The sequence below is a fragment of the Paraglaciecola chathamensis S18K6 genome, assembly GCA_000314955.1.
Classification (GTDB): domain Bacteria; phylum Pseudomonadota; class Gammaproteobacteria; order Enterobacterales; family Alteromonadaceae; genus Paraglaciecola; species Paraglaciecola chathamensis.
Genome location: BAEM01000004.1, coordinates 38,299 through 56,316 on the forward strand (window position 1 = coordinate 38,299; position 18,018 = coordinate 56,316).

18 protein-coding genes and 1 tRNA gene are annotated in these 18,018 nt (G+C 44.6%); 2 read left to right on the forward strand and 17 right to left on the reverse strand.

From position 1 onward, the window contains the following. Positions 1 to 223: 223 nt before the first annotated feature. Both tyrA and GCHA_RS00825 read right to left on the reverse strand, forming a co-directional pair. Positions 224 to 1,351, reverse strand: coding sequence for a bifunctional chorismate mutase/prephenate dehydrogenase (gene tyrA / locus GCHA_RS00820; RefSeq protein WP_007984063.1), 1,128 nt, complete (start codon positions 1,349 to 1,351; stop codon positions 224 to 226). Between the two features lie 11 nt (positions 1,352 to 1,362). Then, positions 1,363 to 2,454, reverse strand: coding sequence for a 3-deoxy-7-phosphoheptulonate synthase (locus GCHA_RS00825; RefSeq protein WP_007984064.1), 1,092 nt, complete (start codon positions 2,452 to 2,454; stop codon positions 1,363 to 1,365). Between the two features lie 472 nt (positions 2,455 to 2,926). Between GCHA_RS00825 and GCHA_RS00830 the strand changes: the two genes are divergently transcribed. Beyond that, complete coding sequence (locus GCHA_RS00830) at positions 2,927 to 5,131, forward strand: M3 family metallopeptidase (RefSeq protein WP_007984065.1); 2,205 nt, start codon at positions 2,927 to 2,929, stop codon at positions 5,129 to 5,131. A 331-nt stretch (positions 5,132 to 5,462) separates the two neighbouring features. Here the strand turns inward: GCHA_RS00830 and GCHA_RS00835 are convergent, their stop codons facing one another. From GCHA_RS00835 to soxR, 4 genes are all read right to left on the reverse strand, one after another. Continuing rightward, complete coding sequence (locus GCHA_RS00835; RefSeq protein ID WP_007984066.1) at positions 5,463 to 6,191, reverse strand: DNA-J related domain-containing protein; 729 nt, start codon at positions 6,189 to 6,191, stop codon at positions 5,463 to 5,465. Beyond that, the gene (locus GCHA_RS00840) at positions 6,154 to 6,744 is read right to left on the reverse strand and encodes a sugar O-acetyltransferase (protein ID WP_007984067.1); all 591 of its coding nucleotides are present in this window, start codon (positions 6,742 to 6,744) and stop codon (positions 6,154 to 6,156) included. The genes GCHA_RS00835 and GCHA_RS00840 overlap by 38 nt, the downstream gene beginning before the upstream one ends. Before the next feature lie 92 nt (positions 6,745 to 6,836). Next, entirely contained in the window at positions 6,837 to 7,775 is a 939-nt protein-coding gene (rlmF, locus tag GCHA_RS00845) for a 23S rRNA (adenine(1618)-N(6))-methyltransferase RlmF (RefSeq protein ID WP_007984068.1), read from the reverse strand. A gap of 101 nt (positions 7,776 to 7,876) precedes the next feature. Next, positions 7,877 to 8,338, reverse strand: a complete 462-nt coding sequence (soxR, locus tag GCHA_RS00850; RefSeq protein WP_007984069.1) for a redox-sensitive transcriptional activator SoxR — start codon at positions 8,336 to 8,338, stop codon at positions 7,877 to 7,879. An 89-nt stretch (positions 8,339 to 8,427) separates the two neighbouring features. Between soxR and GCHA_RS00855 the strand changes: the two genes are divergently transcribed. Next, positions 8,428 to 8,811: a VOC family protein gene (locus tag GCHA_RS00855; protein WP_007984070.1), complete on the forward strand. Its 384-nt coding sequence runs from the start codon at positions 8,428 to 8,430 to the stop codon at positions 8,809 to 8,811. Between the two features lie 65 nt (positions 8,812 to 8,876). Here the strand turns inward: GCHA_RS00855 and rplS are convergent, their stop codons facing one another. The 11 genes from rplS to ftsH all read right to left on the reverse strand — a co-directional run bounded on the left by rplS (position 8,877) and on the right by ftsH (position 17,968). Beyond that, complete coding sequence (gene rplS, locus GCHA_RS00860) at positions 8,877 to 9,236, reverse strand: 50S ribosomal protein L19 (RefSeq protein ID WP_007984071.1); 360 nt, start codon at positions 9,234 to 9,236, stop codon at positions 8,877 to 8,879. Further along, positions 9,229 to 10,026: a tRNA (guanosine(37)-N1)-methyltransferase TrmD gene (gene trmD / locus GCHA_RS00865; protein WP_007984072.1), complete on the reverse strand. Its 798-nt coding sequence runs from the start codon at positions 10,024 to 10,026 to the stop codon at positions 9,229 to 9,231. Before trmD ends, rplS begins: the two co-directional genes overlap by 8 nt. Beyond that, complete coding sequence (rimM, locus tag GCHA_RS00870) at positions 10,026 to 10,556, reverse strand: ribosome maturation factor RimM (RefSeq protein ID WP_007984073.1); 531 nt, start codon at positions 10,554 to 10,556, stop codon at positions 10,026 to 10,028. The genes trmD and rimM overlap by 1 nt, the downstream gene beginning before the upstream one ends. 30 nt (positions 10,557 to 10,586) lie before the next feature. Next, a complete protein-coding gene (gene rpsP, locus GCHA_RS00875; RefSeq protein WP_006994621.1) occupies positions 10,587 to 10,838 on the reverse strand; it encodes a 30S ribosomal protein S16 in 252 nt (83 codons plus the stop codon). 346 nt (positions 10,839 to 11,184) lie between these two features. Continuing rightward, positions 11,185 to 12,240, reverse strand: a complete 1,056-nt coding sequence (locus tag GCHA_RS00880) for an ABC transporter ATP-binding protein (protein ID WP_229816491.1) — start codon at positions 12,238 to 12,240, stop codon at positions 11,185 to 11,187. Between the two features lie 146 nt (positions 12,241 to 12,386). Next, a tRNA-Leu gene (locus tag GCHA_RS00885) sits at positions 12,387 to 12,471 on the reverse strand. A 12-nt stretch (positions 12,472 to 12,483) separates the two neighbouring features. Beyond that, the gene (secG, locus tag GCHA_RS00890) at positions 12,484 to 12,855 is read right to left on the reverse strand and encodes a preprotein translocase subunit SecG (protein WP_007984075.1); all 372 of its coding nucleotides are present in this window, start codon (positions 12,853 to 12,855) and stop codon (positions 12,484 to 12,486) included. Between the two features lie 9 nt (positions 12,856 to 12,864). After that, complete coding sequence (tpiA, locus tag GCHA_RS00895) at positions 12,865 to 13,614, reverse strand: triose-phosphate isomerase (RefSeq protein ID WP_007984076.1); 750 nt, start codon at positions 13,612 to 13,614, stop codon at positions 12,865 to 12,867. Between the two features lie 128 nt (positions 13,615 to 13,742). Continuing rightward, positions 13,743 to 15,086, reverse strand: coding sequence for a phosphoglucosamine mutase (glmM, locus tag GCHA_RS00900; RefSeq protein ID WP_007984078.1), 1,344 nt, complete (start codon positions 15,084 to 15,086; stop codon positions 13,743 to 13,745). After that, positions 15,079 to 15,912, reverse strand: coding sequence for a dihydropteroate synthase (folP, locus tag GCHA_RS00905; protein ID WP_007984079.1), 834 nt, complete (start codon positions 15,910 to 15,912; stop codon positions 15,079 to 15,081). Before folP ends, glmM begins: the two co-directional genes overlap by 8 nt. An 85-nt stretch (positions 15,913 to 15,997) precedes the next feature. After that, positions 15,998 to 17,968 (reverse strand): ATP-dependent zinc metalloprotease FtsH, encoded by a 1,971-nt coding sequence (gene ftsH / locus GCHA_RS00910; RefSeq protein ID WP_013754114.1) that lies wholly within the window; start codon positions 17,966 to 17,968, stop codon positions 15,998 to 16,000. Between the last annotated feature and the right edge of the window lie 50 nt (positions 17,969 to 18,018).

The following is an 18,018-nucleotide window of genomic DNA, read 5'->3' on the forward strand; positions in this document are numbered from 1 at the left end:
TATCACACCGCCACTGTACGTTGCCGCCAATGCATTTTGTAAACCGCTCGTGCCAACGAGTGTTGCCGTGGCTGATGAAGGGGAAATAGCTTAATGGGAAAAGCTTAACGGCATTCACACTGCCAACAACCAACGCCAGTGCGAATGCACCGTACTGGACCAGCCTTGGTAACTGTGAATCCAAAAAATCATGAAATTATCGTTATTTGTAATTAGGTGCGCGTTACTCGCTTATGGTTCGATCATCGTTGGCTTTTAGCAGCAATTTTTTACTGTCCACCAATGATTGCTTCGAATAATCGCCAAACCACGCCCCGACTTTGAAAAACAGTTTGATAAACGCGCCCTTGTCACCTTTTTTGAGCATGTCTAATGCGTTATCGAAGGTATCTCTAAAGCTAGTCAGAACAGCGACACTGTCTTTGTTGTTAAAGATAATGTCTGTGTATAAGGCTGGGTCTTGTGCGAACAAACGCCCTACCATAGCAAGCTCGAGTCGGTATATCGGCGAACTGAGTGAAATAAGACGGTCAAGGGACGGGTTTTCAGTCAGTAAATGTGCCCCGAATACATAACTTGAGAAGTGACGCATGACCTGAATAAACACCATTGAGTCATCGTGTTCTTGAGCGTCGGTTTCTTGCAGCGCCGCACCCCACACTCGCATTTGTTGTAGCAACCATTGGTACTTATCTTCTTCGCGGCCGTGGCATACCACCACAACTTGTTTAACCATACTAGATACATCAGGGCCAAACATGGGGTGCAATCCCACCACAGGCCCTTTATGGACATTTAACATTGCGTTCAGTGGCACCGCTTTGGTACTGGTGATATCCGCTAAAATGCAGTCTTCAGGAAGGTTGTCGAGTTTAGCGATAATTTGTTCAGTCAACTTAATCGGCACTGCCACGAGTACTAGACTCGCGGTTGCGAACATATCATTCGCTTTGGGCCAATCGTTTTGCTCTAAAATATCAACCTTGTAACCGCTTCTGGTGAACATATCGACAAAGATACGCCCAAGTGCCCCGCCCCCGCCGATAACGACAATATTTTCTACCTCGGGAGCGCAGCACATGTAGCGCTTATTTTGCGTATGATACGACTCACGCATAATACGGCGTAACAAATCCTCTACTAATGTGGGCGGAACCCCCATTGCTTTTGCTTGCTCGCAGCGCTGTTCAATCAGCTCAGCTTCTCGCGCAGGCACATACACAGGTAAACCAACCTTACTTTTATACAAACCAACTTGCTCGGTAAGCGCAGCACGTCTAGCTAAAAGTGCAACTAACTCCGAGTCCACAGCATCAATTTGGTCACGTAGTTTTTCTAGTTCGGTTGGCATCAAAGTTCCTTCTAATTCGGGCTGTTCATTTTATTTAACCGCAAAGGCAATACAGTAATAAGTTTATCACGCATATGGTTGATTAACTCGTCTGTTGCTTCCCAATTAATACACCCATCGGTAATTGACACGCCATATTCTAATTCACTAGGCGTTTTACCTTTATTGCTTTGATTGCCCGCGTTTAAATGACTTTCCAGCATAATACCAATAACTGATTGGTTTCCGCCAAGTATTTGGTTCACTACATTTTGTGCGACTAACGGCTGACGGCGATAATCTTTACTTGAATTAGCATGGCTACAATCAACCACTAACCCGGCGCTTAGCTTAGCAGCGCGCATTTCTTCTTCGCAGTCTGCTACGCACACTGAGTCATAGTTAGGTTGCTTGCCGCCTCGTAAAATAATATGCCCATCGGGATTGCCTTGGGTTTGAATGACGCTAACTTGTCCTTCTCCATTAATGCCCATAAAACTATGGCCTGATGCGGCTGATTGCAATGCATTAATCGCAATGCCTAGGCTGCCGTCAGTACCATTTTTAAAGCCAACCGGCATAGATAAACCACTGGCCATTTCCCGGTGAGTTTGTGATTCAGACGTGCGAGCACCAATGGCTGACCAGCTGAAAAGCTCAGCTAAGTACTGGGGACTAATGGGATCGAGGGCTTCTGTCGCTACGGGTATCTCAAGCTCGGCTAACCAAATCAGTAGTTCACGGGCTTTGCGTAACCCTGTTTCAATATCAAAGGTATCGTTAATATGCGGGTCATTGATTAGCCCTTTCCAACCAACGGTAGTGCGGGGTTTTTCAAAATAGACACGCATAACAATGTACAACGTATCTTTACATGATTCATGTAGCTCTTTGAGTTTAAGCGCATACTCTTTAGCGGCTTCAATATCGTGAATGGAGCATGGCCCACTAATGACTAAGAAACGATGGTCTCGGCGGTGAATGATATCAGAGATAATTTTTCGTGAAGACTGGATCACAGACAAGGCATGATCGGTAACAGGAAGTTCACTTTTCAAGGCTTCGGGGGTTATCAGTACCTGCTCTGAGGTAACGTTAATATTGTTAATGTTGTCGCGTAACATAATCTTGACTCACATAAGTAAAAAATAAATTAAAACTGCTTAGCAGTCCTTCTAGAAATAACACATTTAAAGCAAGCGGCCGATTAGATGTAAACATATAATTACAACTGCAAATTAACTTTTTATGTAATTTGATTGACTTTTTAACAGTTGCTAATTTTTTTCGCAAGAATTAATTAATTTATTCGTGTTTTCGCTCAAAATACGCACGAAATAACCCGCTAAAAAGACACTATCATCAGCAACGCTTATAGCTGGACATTAACGCTGATGGCTGCACATCAACGCCCATCGCTGCACATCAACGCTTACACTTTGCCTACCACAGTATAGGTCAACAAATTTGCGGTCATGTAGCAGATCGCGATAGTCTTTAGTATTACCCGCGCATTATCCTCGCAGGTAAGTAACATCACAATAAACAACATCGAACGACAATATAGTCGTCAAAGTATTTAACTCAGGGATCTTTATGAAAAAAGCAGTACTCAGCCCAATTGCGATGGCTGTTATGCTTGCTGCGTGTCAACCTGACAGCACAAGTAACACAAACACAGACCAGCAAAAAATTACCCAGCAAGAAACAGCCCAACAGACAAACGATATCGTCAACACTAACCCTCTATTAACCCAATCAAGTACCCCATTTGGCGTGCCTGAATTTTCCAAAATAAAAATTGAACACTACGAGCCTGCATTTGAATTCGCCATAGCGAAAAACAAACAACAAATCGATGACATTGCCAATTCAACTGAAACCCCAACATTTGAAAATACCATCGAAGCCATGGAAAAATCAGGCCAAGCACTGAATCATGTAACCACGGTTTTTTATGCACTAAACGGTACCGATACCTCTAAAGAAATGCAGAGCATTGCCAAAAAAATGTCCCCTCGTTTATCTGCCTTAAATGATGACATTTATCTTAATGCCAAGCTATTTTCTCGCGTAAAAGCCGTATATGAACAAAAAGATCAACTGGATTTACGTGCTGACCAGCAAACGCTTCTCGACGATAGCTACCAGTCATTTGTGCGTGGTGGCGCTAATTTAAATGATGCAGATAAAGCGACACTGCGTGACTTGAACGGCCAATTGTCCAAATTATCTGTGCAGTTTGGCGAAAACTTACTCGCTGAAACTAACGCATTTGAGTTGGTTATCGACAACAAAGAAGACCTAGCAGGGTTACCTGACGATATTATTGCCGCTGCCGCCGTGACTGCTACCGAACGCGGCCACGACGGTAAATGGGTATTTACCACCCACCGCCCAAGTAAAAACCCGTTTTTAACCTATGCTGAAAATCGTGAATTACGTAAGGCTTTGTACGAGGGTTATATTCAGCGTGGTGACAATGACAACGCAAACGACAATAAAAAGCTAGCGTCTAAAATTGCTTCATTGCGTTATCAAAAAGCGCAGTTGCTTGGGTATAAAACCTACGCGAATTTCGTACTCGAAAAGGCTATGGCCAAAACCCCTGAAAATGTATATGGCTTACTTGACCAAGTTTGGCCTGCGGCCTTAGCCCAAGCGAAAAAAGAAGCAGCCGATATGCAGGATATGATTGATGCTGAAGGTGGCGACTTTACCCTAGCCGCCTATGACTGGTGGTATTACGCTGAAAAAATCCGCAAAGCCCGTTACGACCTAGATGCAGAGCAGACTAAGCCGTATTTTTCTCTTGATGCTACACGAGAAGGTGTTTTTTACACCGCCGAAAAACTATGGGGCGTCACGTTCAAAGAGCGCGACGATATTCCTAAATACCACCCAGATGTACGCACTTTTGAAGTATTCGATAAAGGTGGGGAAAGTATTGGCGTATACATGACCGACTACTACGTGCGTGAAAGTAAGCGTGGCGGTGCATGGATGAACTCTTACCGTAAGCAACAAAAAATGTTTGGCGAGAATGTTAAACCCATCATTTATAATGTGCTGAACTACCCTCGTCCCGTGGGAGATGCGCCGGTTCTACTGACGTTTGACCAAGCATCTACTTTGTTCCATGAATTTGGTCATGCCATTCAAGGCTTGCTGTCAGACGGTTACTATCAATCTCAGACTGGTACTTCTTTACCTCGCGATTACGTAGAATATCCGTCACAGGTTATGGAAAACTGGATGATGGAGCCTGAAGTGTTAGCTCAGTTTGCTAAGCATTATCAAACAGGCGAGGTGATCCCAAAGGCGTTAATCGACAAGATTCAAGCGGCAGGTAAATTCAACCAAGGCTTTGCCACGACTGAATACATGGCGGCCGCGTTATTGGATATGAAGTGGCATACCCTTGAAACCGCCACCGAGCAGGATGCTGACGCGTTCGAAAAAGCAGCCATGGACGAGATTGGCTTAATACCTGAAATAACCCCTAGATATCGTACGGGTTACTTCTCACATATCTTTGCTGGCGGATATGCGTCTGGTTATTACGGCTACATCTGGTCAAATATTTATGACGCCGATACGTGGCAAGTGTTTAGCCAAAACGGTATCTTCGATCAAGATACTGCCAACGGCTATCGTGAGCATGTGCTTGAAACTGGCGGCACAGAGGATCCTATGATTATGTATCGTCGTTTTAGAGGACAAGATCCTAAAGTATGGCCGTTACTTGAGCGCCGAGGATTGCTTTCAGAGGAACAGTTAAAAGCGATGAAAGAACAGTAATTGTTTACCGACTTCGCACCAAGCCCTGCTTAGCAGGGCTTTTTATGGCAGGTAAACGTCTATTTTGGCATATATAGGCGTAATACCAATCCGCATTAATAAGTGACCGTCTCAGAATGCGTCCAGCGGTTTTTGATTAAGGCGTCGCTATGCAGTAATGGTTGTTCCCTTTCAAATAGTGAGAACGCAGAGCAAAAGCCGCTGGGGCATTCCTTGCAGGCGAGTTTTAAAAGGGCTTACACTGCGTTGCATGACTTCGAAAGAGAACAACTATTCATTCAGTCATGCGCCTTGTTTAAGCCCTTTTAAACTCTCGCTGAGTCATCACTTATTAACGTGGAATGGTATTAGCTGCCTGTAAGGATTGCGCAGCCTCGGTATCTCCCCCTTTATCGGGGTGATACTGATGAATTAACCTTAGATATTGACGTTTAACGTCTTTTAACGGAGCGTTAAACACAACTTCAAGTAGAGTGTAACTCTCTTCAAGCTGTTTTTGATTGACCTTCGCATATGCACCCAGGCCGTTCTCAGCTGCGTAGAAATGCTGCCAAAAACTGCTGAGTAAGCTATCCACGTTCGCAGCTGAGGTGCCAATTAAATTATTCCAGTCTAGATAATACACAGCTAATGGGTCGCTGTTGGTCAGCCCGCTGCCAGTCGCTTGCTCATTGTACGGCAAAGGTAAAATATTGAGGGTATGAATATCGATATCCCCAATATGCTCTTTTCGCCAAATTTGCCTTAACTGATACAGCCCATTGAATAATACGAAATGAGTTTGAAATAAGCTTAATGAGTCATTCAGCTTTAATGAAGAAAATAGATCCCTTGGCGACGCGTTTATCACCTCGCCTAGCTGCTGAGCACGCTGCTTATAAACCCTTTGTAAACACCTGAGTAAATCATATTCACTCACGCCAGTAGGATGCCTAAGTAACAAAGATTCAAGGGTGACAAGCAGCGACGGTGTGCTTTTTCCCCCTTGAAGAATGGCTAATGGATCACTTAATCGCGCGTTGTTATTCGACACTAGTACTAACGGTTGATGTGTTGTCAATTTGGCGAATAACCACAGCCGGCACGCCAGCGACCACAGTATCTGCCGCTACATCTTTGTTGACCACAGCACCCGCTGCGATAACGGCGTTGTCCCCTATGGTGACCCCATCTAAAATTTTTGCTCCCATACCAATCCACACACTGTTGCCAATGGTAATGGGCCTTGCTGTTTCCAGTCCTTTATTGCGTCTTTTCGCATCAAGGGGATGCGAAGCAGTGGAAAGCAACACACCAGGGGCAAGCATTACATCATCGCCAAAGGTAACGGGTGCAGCATCTAAAATAACCACATTGTGGTTAGCATAGAAATTTCGCCCCATGCGGATATTGTATCCATAGTCACAGTAAAACGTCGGCTCTATCCAAGCATTAGGTGATTCAGCAAACAGGCTCTGCAAAGCTTTCATGGCTGACTTACGCTGGGCTTCAGGCGCTTGATTAAACTGCTGGCAAGCCGCCTTTGCTATCGCTCTATCCTGCTGTAATACTTTATTACTCGGAAAATACAGTTCTCCTCGCAGCATTTTTTCTTTTTCGCTTAACTTTTCCATTTGTCTCCTGCTTGCACTGCACAGTTTTAAAAGAAGTTTCTCGTTAGACTCAGCACTTACGGCTTTGCTTTGCTCTGCTCTGCTTTGCGTTACTATTCGCTAACTTGCGCTTTATTATCCTTAAAAGTCCATGCCACAAAACGACTTATTTTTTGCCCTTGACCCATATCGACTTTAATAAACTTTTTCGCTCCAACGTATTTCACGCTGGTTTCAATCGCTTTTAAATGTGCGCTTTTTGACACTAAACAGGTAAACCAGTCCACTTGCTGTTGAACATCCACGCTTTGGCTGATCATACGTTGTATAAACGCGAGCTCTCCCCCTTCGCACCAAAGTTCATTGTTTTGCCCTGCAAAGTTCAGTTTACTTCCCTGTGCAGCTGACGTTTTGCCTTTCCTGCTAAGTTTTTGCTTACTGCGCTCAAGTCCTGACATCTTGCGCTGGCTCCCCGTGGCAGCATCTCGCGCAGATTTATGAAATGGCGGGTTGCACAAACTAAAGGTAAAATGTTCATCCGGCTGAATGATCCCAGCAAAAATATTATCTTTGCTGTGCTGTTTACGCACTGCCAACAGCGGTTTCAACCTTGAGTTATTATCAATGAGTGTGTTTGCACAGCTTAACGCTACATCGTCAATATCACTGCCAACAAAACGCCAGCCGTACGTATGACTGCCAATAATGGGGTAAATTGCGTTGGCTCCCACTCCTACATCTAGCCCATTAATTTTGCTTCCGGTAGGCGTTTTCCCATTATTTTCCGCTGATAAGAGGTCCGCTATGCCATGTATATAATCTGCCCGCCCTGGCACAGGTGGGCATAAGTAACCCGCTGGTATGTCCCACATGCTCATCCCGTAGTAGTGTATAAGCAAAGCCGCATTCAGCGCTTTAACAGAATCGGCGTTAGCGAAATCAATACTTTGCTGGCCACTTTTTGCACTAATGAGATGCGCACGCAGCGCTGGGTAACTTTGGCACAATTTGACCATAGGATAGCCGCTGTGGTGTAGGTTACGCGGATGCATGGAAGGACCTTTTTTGAGTAGCACTTTTTCGCGTGGTTTTACTTTGCTTTACAGCCAACTTGTTCTGCCCTTGTGTCGTTAATTTTATGTTTTTTAGAGCGCTATTTGTGCAAGATAGGCGTGTCGCCAAGTAAATATCTCGCCCCCGGCCCTTTTACTGCCATTTTATCTTCTTTATTGTACAGGCGACATTTATCTAAAGACAGACAGCCACACCCAATACACCCCGCCAATGAAGATTTAAGTTCATTTAACTGTGCAATGCGCTGTTCAATCCGCTGATTAAAAACGCGGCTTAGTTTCGCCCAATCGGACTTTGTCGGCGTTCGCTTGTCGGGCAGCGTATGCAAAAGTTGGCGTATTTCATCCAAGCTATAGCCCATATTTTGCGCAATAAGGATAAAAGAGACTCGGCGGATCACCGACCGAGGGAACACCCGACTACCACCTTGCGTGCGTATAAAAGGAATGAGCTGTTGATTTGCATAATAGCGTATCAAGGAAACGGCATTCCCAGTGCGCTTTGCCACAAAACCGATACTCACTAATGGCTCTTGAGACATAAAAATTTAAATTTCTTGTTGATCTAAAGTTCACTTTAGATATTAAGCTGTCGCCATACAATAATCCAGTCAATAAAAAAGGAAATATTATGCGTCCAGCTATGTTTGAACACGTTAATTTAACCGTCAATAATCCGGACAAAACCGCCGAAGTACTTTGCCAATTATTCAACTGGCATATTCGCTGGTCAGGACCAGCAAAGGATGACGGCTACACTGTGCATGTGGGCTCTGAGACCGCTTATTTAGCCTTGTATAAACCGAAGCGCCCGGTAGACGCTGACTTAGATCACCGTAACCTAGGCAAAGTGAATCACCTCGGGGTTTTGGTCAATGAATTAGATGCTGTAGAAAAAGCAGTCATCGCCCTTGGCTTTAAAACCTTTAACCACGGTGATTATGAACCAGGAAGACGCTTTTATTTTATGCTCAGTGAAAGTATCGAAGCGGAAGTGGTGAGTTATACCAGTTGAGCAGACAGTAAAAAGCCCGCAAGATGCGGGCTTTTTTATAAGTTAACGGTAACGCAAAATTAATATTAGTTAAGCTTTTCTTTGATACGTGCAGAACGACCTGAACGGTCACGCAAGTAATAAAGCTTAGCACGACGAACATCGCCACGACGTTTCACAGCAATTGAACTAATTGCAGGGCTGTGGGTTTGGAACGTACGCTCAACACCTTCGCCGCTAGAAATCTTACGAACTGTAAAAGCAGAGTGTAGGCCACGGTTACGTTTAGCGATTACAACGCCTTCGTATGCCTGAAGACGCTCTTTCTCGCCTTCTTTAACGCGTACTTGAACAACAACTGTATCACCAGGGCCAAATGCAGGAACATCAGTTTTTAACTGAGCTTCTTCAATGCGCTTGATGATATCTTGATTGACTTTACTCATCATATCCTCTCATCCCAGAATAACTGCCATTTTGCTGCAACAACTCTTGCTGATATTCATCTAACAAACGTTGCTGCTCCTCAGTCAGAGCTAGGTCGTTTAATAATTCAGGGCGTCGTTGCCAGGTTCTACCTAGCGACTGTTTTTCACGCCACTGTTTGATTTTTTGGTGATCACCACTCAACAACACAGAAGGAACTGATTGACCGTTCAAGTTTTCTGGTCGGGTATAGTGCGGACAATCTAGCAAACCGTCGCTAAACGAATCTTGCTCGGCAGATTGTGCATGCCCTAATACACCGGGTACCAGTCTTGCGACCGCATCCATTAAGATCATCGCAGGTAGTTCACCACCACTGAGGATATAGTCACCAACAGACCATTCTTCGTCTATTTCAGCTTCTATTACTCTCTCGTCGATACCTTCGTAGCGACCGGCGACTAGAATCACACTTTCATTTTCAGAAAGCTGCTTCACACCACGTTGAGTTAACGTTTTCCCTTGAGGTGAGAGATAAATCACCTTAGTTTTTTTCTCGGCAGCCTGTTTTGCTGCACGAATAGCGTCTAATAACGGCTGAACCATCATCAGCATTCCGGGACCACCACCGTATGGTCGGTCGTCTACAGTACGATGTTTGTCGTGAGTAAAATCTCTTGGATTAAAGAAATCTACTTTCAACTTACCGCTTTTTACAGCTCGCCCTGTTACGCCCTGTTCGGTAAAAGTCTGAAACATTTCTGGAAACAGACTGACTACCCCAAACCAACGCTGTGTATCTGAACTCATTAAAAGCTCGGATCCCAGTCAACCTGAATGGTTTTTGCCTCACGGTCCACTTGCTTAACGACTTGGTCGATTAAATAAGGCACCATGCGTTCTTTTTGACCGAAAGCATCTTTCAAATTGGCTTTGATTAACATAACGTCATTCGCACCCGTTTCGAATAATTCTTTCACGACACCTAAGTTATAACCCTGTTCGGTTACTACCTGCATGCCGACTAACTCTCTCCAATAAAATTCATCACCATCTAACTGAGGTAGCTGTTGAGCTTTAATTGAAATATCGAGATTTTTGATACTTTCAGCATCATCTCGTGTTTCAACCCCAACCAGTTTGGCAACCAATCCCTTATTGTGGGTTCGCCATTGGTCAACGACGATCTCTTTAGTATTCCCTTCTTGGCCCACAAGCCAAGGGGTATAACTGAAGATACCGTCTAATTCATCGGTATATGATGTGATCTTGACCCAACCTTTAACACCGTAAGGTGCACCGATTTTGCCAATCACTAATGTGTCAGACGCGTGACTCATTTATACCTCAATCTTGCTTCGCAATTGCAATTAAGCAGCTGCTTTTTGTGCATCTTTAACCAAGCGAGCAACACGGTCAGAAAGGCCAGCGCCATTTCCTACCCAATGCTCTACGCGGTCTAGATCAAGACGCAAACGCTCTTCTTGACCTTGTGCTGTAGGATTAAAGAAACCAATGTTTTCAATAAAACGACCATCGCGTGAACGACGGCTGTCAGCAACCACTACTTGATAAAATGGACGCTTTTTCGCGCCACCACGCTGTAAACGAATAGTAACCATATTTGCCTCAAACTCGTTGTAGCGTTAACGTTAACTTATGTCCTTTTTAACTACCTAACGATTCTCCGCTAGATAAAAGGACGCCGTATTGTACGGATTTTAGGCTTGATTGCAAGTCTAGTTAGCAAAGAATAGGCGATTGATTTATCAGGATTATATTTAACCTGAAAACTGGATAGGCCGAACTTCTCGATAACGCTCTTTTGTGCCTAGCGGTGTTGCATTGTCTAGCAATAACAGGCTATTTAGCGCTAAATAGATTTATGAGAGGTCTTTAATACCAACTCCATTAAATAAAGCAAGATCCCCTAAAAAAACGTGTAACTCATTTAACCGTTACCGTAATTTACAGGGAAATACGCTCTTGGTTTTCATCAAATAGCAATATGTCTTCTAGCGCGAACGTCAAGTACACTCGCTGGCCTATACTTATTGAACGGTTATCTACCACCACCACTGACTGCGAATCATCGCTGTCATGTGTGCTGCTGTTTATGCTCTGAGGGGCATCGTAGGGAGCGAGATACAGGTATTGAGTATCCCCTAAATATTCAACTCTACTCACCTGCATGCTTAACCCATGAGCAATAAAATCTAACGAAACACAAAATGCTCTTGGTCGTATTCCTACGATGAGTGTTTTATGGTGTAAGGCTTCAGGTAGCTTGCATCTCAGCTGGTATTCTACCTGATTGATTAACCGCACCCCCTGCCCATCTGCTAGGCCATCAAAGACATTGATTTTCGGCTCCCCAAAGAAACGAGCAACGTATAAATTTTTCGGATAACGATACAGGTTTTCAGGCGTATCAAATTGTTCAATACCGCGCTGACTGAGTAGCATAATACGCTGTGCTAACGCCATAGCTTCGTGCTGATCATGGGTCACAAACAATGTGGTGGTGGCCAAATTTTCGTGCAGCTCTTTGAGCTGGTGACGCATTTGCACTCTTAAAGTTGGGTCAAGGTTAGAAAAAGGCTCGTCGAATAGGAATACTTGGGGCGATGACAGCATGGCTCGACCAATTGCGACACGCTGGCGTTGACCGCCAGATAACTGCCGAGGGAACCGTGCCAACAGATCTTCAATCGCTAAGCGCTCGGCAACCTGCTCTACTGCGTGTTTAATCTTCGAACGCTGAACCTTTTCTGCGTACAAGGCATAACCTAAGTTATCGGCCACGCTTAAATGCGGAAATAAAGCATAGTTTTGAAAAACCATTCCCACATTGCGTTGCTGACTCGCCAAGTGATCAACGCGCTGGGAGTCAAACAATATCGCGCCTTGCGTCAATGTCTCCAGCCCTGCTATGAGCCTGAGTAAGGTTGACTTTCCTACACCAGAAGGTCCCACAATGGCCACAAATTCTCCCACGGCAAATTCAGCAGATAGTGGAGGCAAGCGAAATCGGTTCGTTATGCTTTCTAAAACTGTTGAAATGTTTTGTAGGCTAATTTGACTCATCAGTGACAACAACCCGACTGTGAAAACAATGGCAAGATAAACAAAAAAGGGCTGTAACTCTCGTTACAGCCCTTTTAATAATATGGTGCGGATGGGGAGACTCGAACTCCCACGGCCTAAGCCACAGCCCCCTCAAGGCTGCGTGTCTACCAATTCCACCACATCCGCGTGGTAATACTTTTAGCTTTGAGGTACGTCGCTCGCAGGTGCATCTGATGTTGTAACGGGTACATCAGATTCAACAGGCGCTGGAGTAGATTGAGCAGGCTCATCTAAAACAGGCACTTCAATATTTTGCCAGTCATCAACTGCTTTTTCTTTATCTGCAGTTTGATTCCCTAAAATTAAGCTAATCACGAAGAAAAACGTAGCTAATATTGCGGTAGTGCGAGTTAAGAAGTTACCAGAGCCGGTTGACCCAAACACTGTGTTAGAACCGCCACTACCAAACGACGCGCCCATGTCCGCGCCTTTGCCCTGTTGAATAAGAACAAAGCCGATCAACATAATCGCTACTATCAAATACACTACAATTAATACTTCGTAAAACATCTGTCGCCTCTATCGCTTTGCTGCTAAGCAAATGCTTAAAAAATCTTCTGGATTTAAACTGGCGCCGCCAATCAATCCACCATCAACATCAGGTTGTGAAAACAGTTCAACAGCATTACTGCCCTTGACACTTCCACCATATAAAATCACGCATTGGTTAGCGATATTACTATCTTGCTTAGCCAAATGTTGACGAATAAATGCATGCACTTCTTGTGCTTGTTCTGGGCTTGCAGTTTTGCCTGTTCCTATAGCCCAAATCGGCTCATAAGCAATGACAATATCGTTAAATGCCGCAATACCCACTTTGTTTATCACGGCATCAATTTGTGCCCCAATAAAATCAAATAACTGACCACTTTCACGAATATCTTCTGGCTCACCTATACAAAATAAAGGGATGAGCTTGTGCGCTAACGCCAACTCAACTTTATCGGCAACCAATTCGTTCGACTCGTTGTTATCAGCTCGTCGTTCTGAATGTCCCAATATAACATATTGGCAATTCATTTCTTTCAACATGCTGACGGCAGTTTCGCCGGTATGCGCACCAGATTCAAAATGACTAATATTTTGCCCACCTAAGGCAAAGTTACTGTCATTGAATCCACCTAAGTAGGGAAAAGGTGGGCACACTACAACATCTACATGAGATATATCTGCGTTGGAAAACAATTTTTCAACTTGCTTTATTAAGGCAAGATTTCCGTTCATCTTCCAATTACCTGCGACTATGGGTCGACGGTTATTCGTTTGCATCCTAACTCCTGTAGCGCCAGTGAAAAGCGCGCGAGATATTAACCAACCTGCTACTAATATACAAGTAGAAGAATTGAAATTTAACGACTTTATTCAGTAAATCGCGTCAGTTATTTAATATTGCTGTTTTATTGCCCAGTTGCTTTGCGCACAGCATCTGCAATATGCTCTGCCCACTTGCGTGAGTCAGCAGCATCGTTAGCTTCAACCATGACGCGTATCAAAGGTTCAGTACCACTTTTACGCAGTAGCACCCTGCCCCGTTCGCCCAATGCAGCTTCAGCTTCAAGTACACTGTTGTTAACCGCTTCAGCAGACAACGGAGTGTCTCCTTCGTTAAAGCGCACATTAATCAGCGTTTGTGGGAATTTGGTCATACCCCGGCTTAATTCGTTTAATGTCATATTGGCATTAATCATCGCGGCCAGTACTTGCAACCCAGCAACAATACCATCACCAGTAGACGCTGCATCGAGGTTTAGTACATGCCCAGATCCTTCACCGCCAATTGACCAACCTTTTTGACGCAGCAATTCAAGTACATATCTGTCACCGACTTTGCTTCGTTCAAAAGGAACACCGAGTGTACTTAATGCGACTTCTAGGCCTAAGTTACTCATTACAGTGCCGACCACTCCACCATTTAACTTGCCAGATTTAAGGGCGTCACGTGCGATAATATAGACAATTTGATCACCGTCGATAACGTTACCATGGTGGTCAACGAGCATAATTCTATCGCCGTCACCATCTAAGGCGAAACCAAGATCCGCTTTGTTTTTGATAACACTATCTACAATCGCTTTCATAGAGGTAGCCCCTACCTTGCGATTGATATTTAAGCCATCAGGCTCAGTGCCTATTTCAATGACTTCTGCACCTAGCTCACTCAGCACATTAGGTGCAATGTGATATGTCGCGCCATGGGCGCAATCGACCACGATTTTCAGGCCTTTCAAGGATAAGTTTGACGGGAAATTACCCTTACAAAACTCAATATAACGGCCAGCAGCATCGGCGATACGTACCGCTTTACCCAGTTTATCTGATGCGACGCATTGCATTGGCTTGTCCATTTCGGCTTCGATCGCCAGCTCTATATCATCGTCTAATTTAGTGCCATCAGCAGAGAAAAACTTGATGCCGTTATCATAATACGGGTTATGAGATGCACTGATCACGATCCCTGCTTCAGAGCGAAACGTTTTAGTTAAATAGGCAATCGCTGGCGTAGGCATAGGGCCAAGTAAGCCGATATTAATGCCGGCAGCTGATAAGCCTGATTCTAATGCTGACTCCAGCATGTAACCTGATATACGCGTATCCTTACCTATGATGACTTTGTTTGTGCCACTGCCAGCTAGCACTTTACCAGCAGCCCATCCGAGCTTCATAACGAACTCTGGATTAATTAGGTTCTCACCGACTTTTCCGCGAATACCGTCGGTTCCGAAATACTTTCTGTCACTCATTATTATTTTCCTTTTGTAACATAGACACAATTTTGACTGCATCAACTGTTTCTTTTACATCATGTACACGTATGATTTGCGCGCCTTTAAGCGCTGCAATCGTCGCCAATGCTACGCTCCCTGCTAGTCGCTCATCCGTGGTTCGGTTTAGCAACTGGCCTATCATTGACTTTCTCGACATCCCAACAAGTAATGGGTAGCCCAATAGGTGTAACGCTTCTAACTGCGCAAGCAACTGATAATTATGCGCTAAACTTTTTCCAAATCCAAAGCCTGGATCTATCAAAATTTGATCTTTGTGAATACCCGCTTGAATACACGCTTGCGCTCGAGCATGCAAAAAGTCATGCACGTCAGTCTGTACATCATCGTAATGAGGAGCATCCTGCATGCTACGCGGTTGACCACGCATATGCATTAAACACACTGATACCTGTGCATGAGCGGCTACCTTTAATGCCCCTGGTGCCTGGAACGCTCTAACATCATTAATAAGCCCTGCCCCTGCATCTACCGCAGCTTTCATCACTGCAGGCTTACTGGTATCGATAGAGATTACCGTATCAAAGCGGGCATGAAGGGCCTCAATAACGGGCACGACTCTGTCGAGCTCCTCCTGCTCAGTAACATCGTCTGCACCTGGGCGCGTGGACTCTCCACCTACGTCGATAAAATCGGCGCCTGATGCAATCATTTCTTGGGCGTGATTAATAGCATTACTGACTGTTGAGAAGCGTCCGCCATCTGAAAATGAATCAGGCGTGACATTGAGGATCCCCATGACCTTGGGGCTATCTAAATTTAGTGTTTTATGAAGAAAATTCATTGTTGGGCTTTGAACACCTAAGTGGAGCTGAAAAAAAACGCTTTGCTGATTACTCAACAAAGCGTTGTATTCACTACTAATTTAATTAGTTAGTTGCATCGCCCGGTTTTCCAACCGTAGGGTCAGATTTTTTGGTCTCTTTCTTGTCGCTCGAATCATCTTTAGGTTCATCACTGACTGACGCACCACCGGTTGGCGGAGTATTGTCATTTTTAGAATCTTCAATCCAATCAGCTGGAGGACGAACATCTGTACGCGCCATCAAATCATCAATTTGTTTCGCATCAATGGTTTCATATTTCATCAAGCAATCTTTCATTGCGTGCAAAATATCGATGTTATCGGTCAATATTTTTTCAGCGCGTGAATAGTTTCTATCAATTAATGATTTCACTTCGGCATCAATTGCACGAGCGGTGTCATCAGACATATGCTTAGATTTCGCCATGCTGCGACCAAGGAACACTTCGCCCTCTTCTTCAGCGTAAAGCATTGGCCCCATTTTAGTCGATAAGCCCCATTGTGTTACCATCTTGCGCGCTATATCGGTAGCACGTTCGATATCGTTTGATGCACCTGTGGTGACTCGGTCTTCACCTAAAGTGAGCGCTTCAGCGATTCGACCACCAAACAAGCTTGAAATCATGCTTTCAAGATGCTGCTTACTGTGGCTGTATCTGTCTTGCTCCGGCAGGTACATAGTTACACCTAACGCGCGACCACGTGGAATAATAGACACTTTATAAACCGGATCATGCTCAGGGACTAACCGGCCCACAATGGCGTGACCAGCTTCGTGGTATGCCGTATTGGTCTTTTCTTCCTCTGACATCACCATGTTTTTGCGCTCAGAGCCCATCATGATTTTATCTTTGGCTTTATCAAACTCTTCCATCGATACAGTGCGCTTACCACTTCTTGCAGCAAACAAAGCAGCTTCGTTAACCAAGTTTGCTAAATCAGCTCCTGAGAAACCAGGTGTGCCTCGTGCAATATAAGAGGGTTCAACGTTGTCCCCTAACGGCACTTTACGCATGTGTACTTTTAAAATTTGCTCACGACCGCGAATGTCAGGCAAACCAACGTGTACTTGACGGTCAAAACGACCTGGACGCAATAGCGCAGGGTCAAGTACGTCAGGGCGGTTGGTTGCAGCAATAACGATAATACCTTCGTTTCCACCAAAACCATCCATTTCCACCAACATTTGGTTCAACGTTTGTTCACGTTCATCATGCCCACCGCCCATGCCGGCACCACGTTGGCGACCAACAGCATCGATTTCATCGATGAATATAATACAAGGTGCCGCTTTCTTAGCTTGCTCGAACATATCACGTACACGAGATGCACCGACACCCACGAACATTTCAACAAAGTCAGAACCTGAAATCGAGAAAAACGGCACTTTTGCTTCACCGGCAATTGCTTTGGCTAACAAAGTTTTACCTGTACCAGGAGGACCCACCATAAGCACACCAGTAGGAATACGGCCGCCTAGTTTTTGGAATTTACTTGGGTCACGCAAGAAGTCGACTAACTCAGACACATCTTCTTTTGCTTCGTCACAACCTGCCACGTCAGCAAAAGTCGTTTTGATTTGGTCTTCGCCCATCAGGCGCGCTTTACTCTTACCAAACGACATGGCACCACGACCACCGCCGCCGCCTTGCATTTGACGCATGAAGAAAATCCATACCCCAATAAGCAACAACATAGGAAACCAAGAAATGAAGATAGAGGTCAGTAATGACGGTTCTTCAGGTGGTTCTCCAAGAATTTTTACGTCTTGTTTTACCAAATCTGAAATAAGTTGGTCGTCAAAATATGGGATGTACGTAGAGAAACTTTCCCCTGACCGCTTCGTGCCCTTTATTTCACGTGATTCACTATCAATACGCACCTCACGGATTTGCCCTTGATTGGCTTCTTTAAGAAACGTTGTGTAATCCGTTTGTACCTTTGATGACTCTCCCGGAGAAAAACTCTGGAAGACTGACATCAAAACGACAGCTATGACCAACCATAGGATTAAATTTTTTGCCATGTCGCTCAAGTTGTTGACCTCTGTTATTTCAATTTTGTTGCGAATCTCACGCCTGAGAC

What these genes read in the sequence shown, in the direction of transcription:
- tyrA (WP_007984063.1), bottom strand. Translation starts at nt 1,351, where the DNA reads ATGCCAACCGAACTAGAAAAACTACGTGACCAAATTGATGCTGTGGAC.
- GCHA_RS00825 (WP_007984064.1), bottom strand. Translation starts at nt 2,454, where the DNA reads ATGTTACGCGACAACATTAACAATATTAACGTTACCTCAGAGCAGGTA.
- GCHA_RS00830 (WP_007984065.1), top strand. Translation starts at nt 2,927, where the DNA reads ATGAAAAAAGCAGTACTCAGCCCAATTGCGATGGCTGTTATGCTTGCT.
- GCHA_RS00840 (WP_007984067.1), bottom strand. Translation starts at nt 6,744, where the DNA reads ATGGAAAAGTTAAGCGAAAAAGAAAAAATGCTGCGAGGAGAACTGTAT.
- rlmF (WP_007984068.1), bottom strand. Translation starts at nt 7,775, where the DNA reads ATGCATCCGCGTAACCTACACCACAGCGGCTATCCTATGGTCAAATTG.
- soxR (WP_007984069.1), bottom strand. Translation starts at nt 8,338, where the DNA reads ATGTCTCAAGAGCCATTAGTGAGTATCGGTTTTGTGGCAAAGCGCACT.
- GCHA_RS00855 (WP_007984070.1), top strand. Translation starts at nt 8,428, where the DNA reads ATGCGTCCAGCTATGTTTGAACACGTTAATTTAACCGTCAATAATCCG.
- rplS (WP_007984071.1), bottom strand. Translation starts at nt 9,236, where the DNA reads ATGAGTAAAGTCAATCAAGATATCATCAAGCGCATTGAAGAAGCTCAG.
- trmD (WP_007984072.1), bottom strand. Translation starts at nt 10,026, where the DNA reads ATGAGTTCAGATACACAGCGTTGGTTTGGGGTAGTCAGTCTGTTTCCA.
- rimM (WP_007984073.1), bottom strand. Translation starts at nt 10,556, where the DNA reads ATGAGTCACGCGTCTGACACATTAGTGATTGGCAAAATCGGTGCACCT.
- rpsP (WP_006994621.1), bottom strand. Translation starts at nt 10,838, where the DNA reads ATGGTTACTATTCGTTTACAGCGTGGTGGCGCGAAAAAGCGTCCATTT.
- secG (WP_007984075.1), bottom strand. Translation starts at nt 12,855, where the DNA reads ATGTTTTACGAAGTATTAATTGTAGTGTATTTGATAGTAGCGATTATG.
- tpiA (WP_007984076.1), bottom strand. Translation starts at nt 13,614, where the DNA reads ATGCAAACGAATAACCGTCGACCCATAGTCGCAGGTAATTGGAAGATG.
- glmM (WP_007984078.1), bottom strand. Translation starts at nt 15,086, where the DNA reads ATGAGTGACAGAAAGTATTTCGGAACCGACGGTATTCGCGGAAAAGTC.
- folP (WP_007984079.1), bottom strand. Translation starts at nt 15,912, where the DNA reads ATGAATTTTCTTCATAAAACACTAAATTTAGATAGCCCCAAGGTCATG.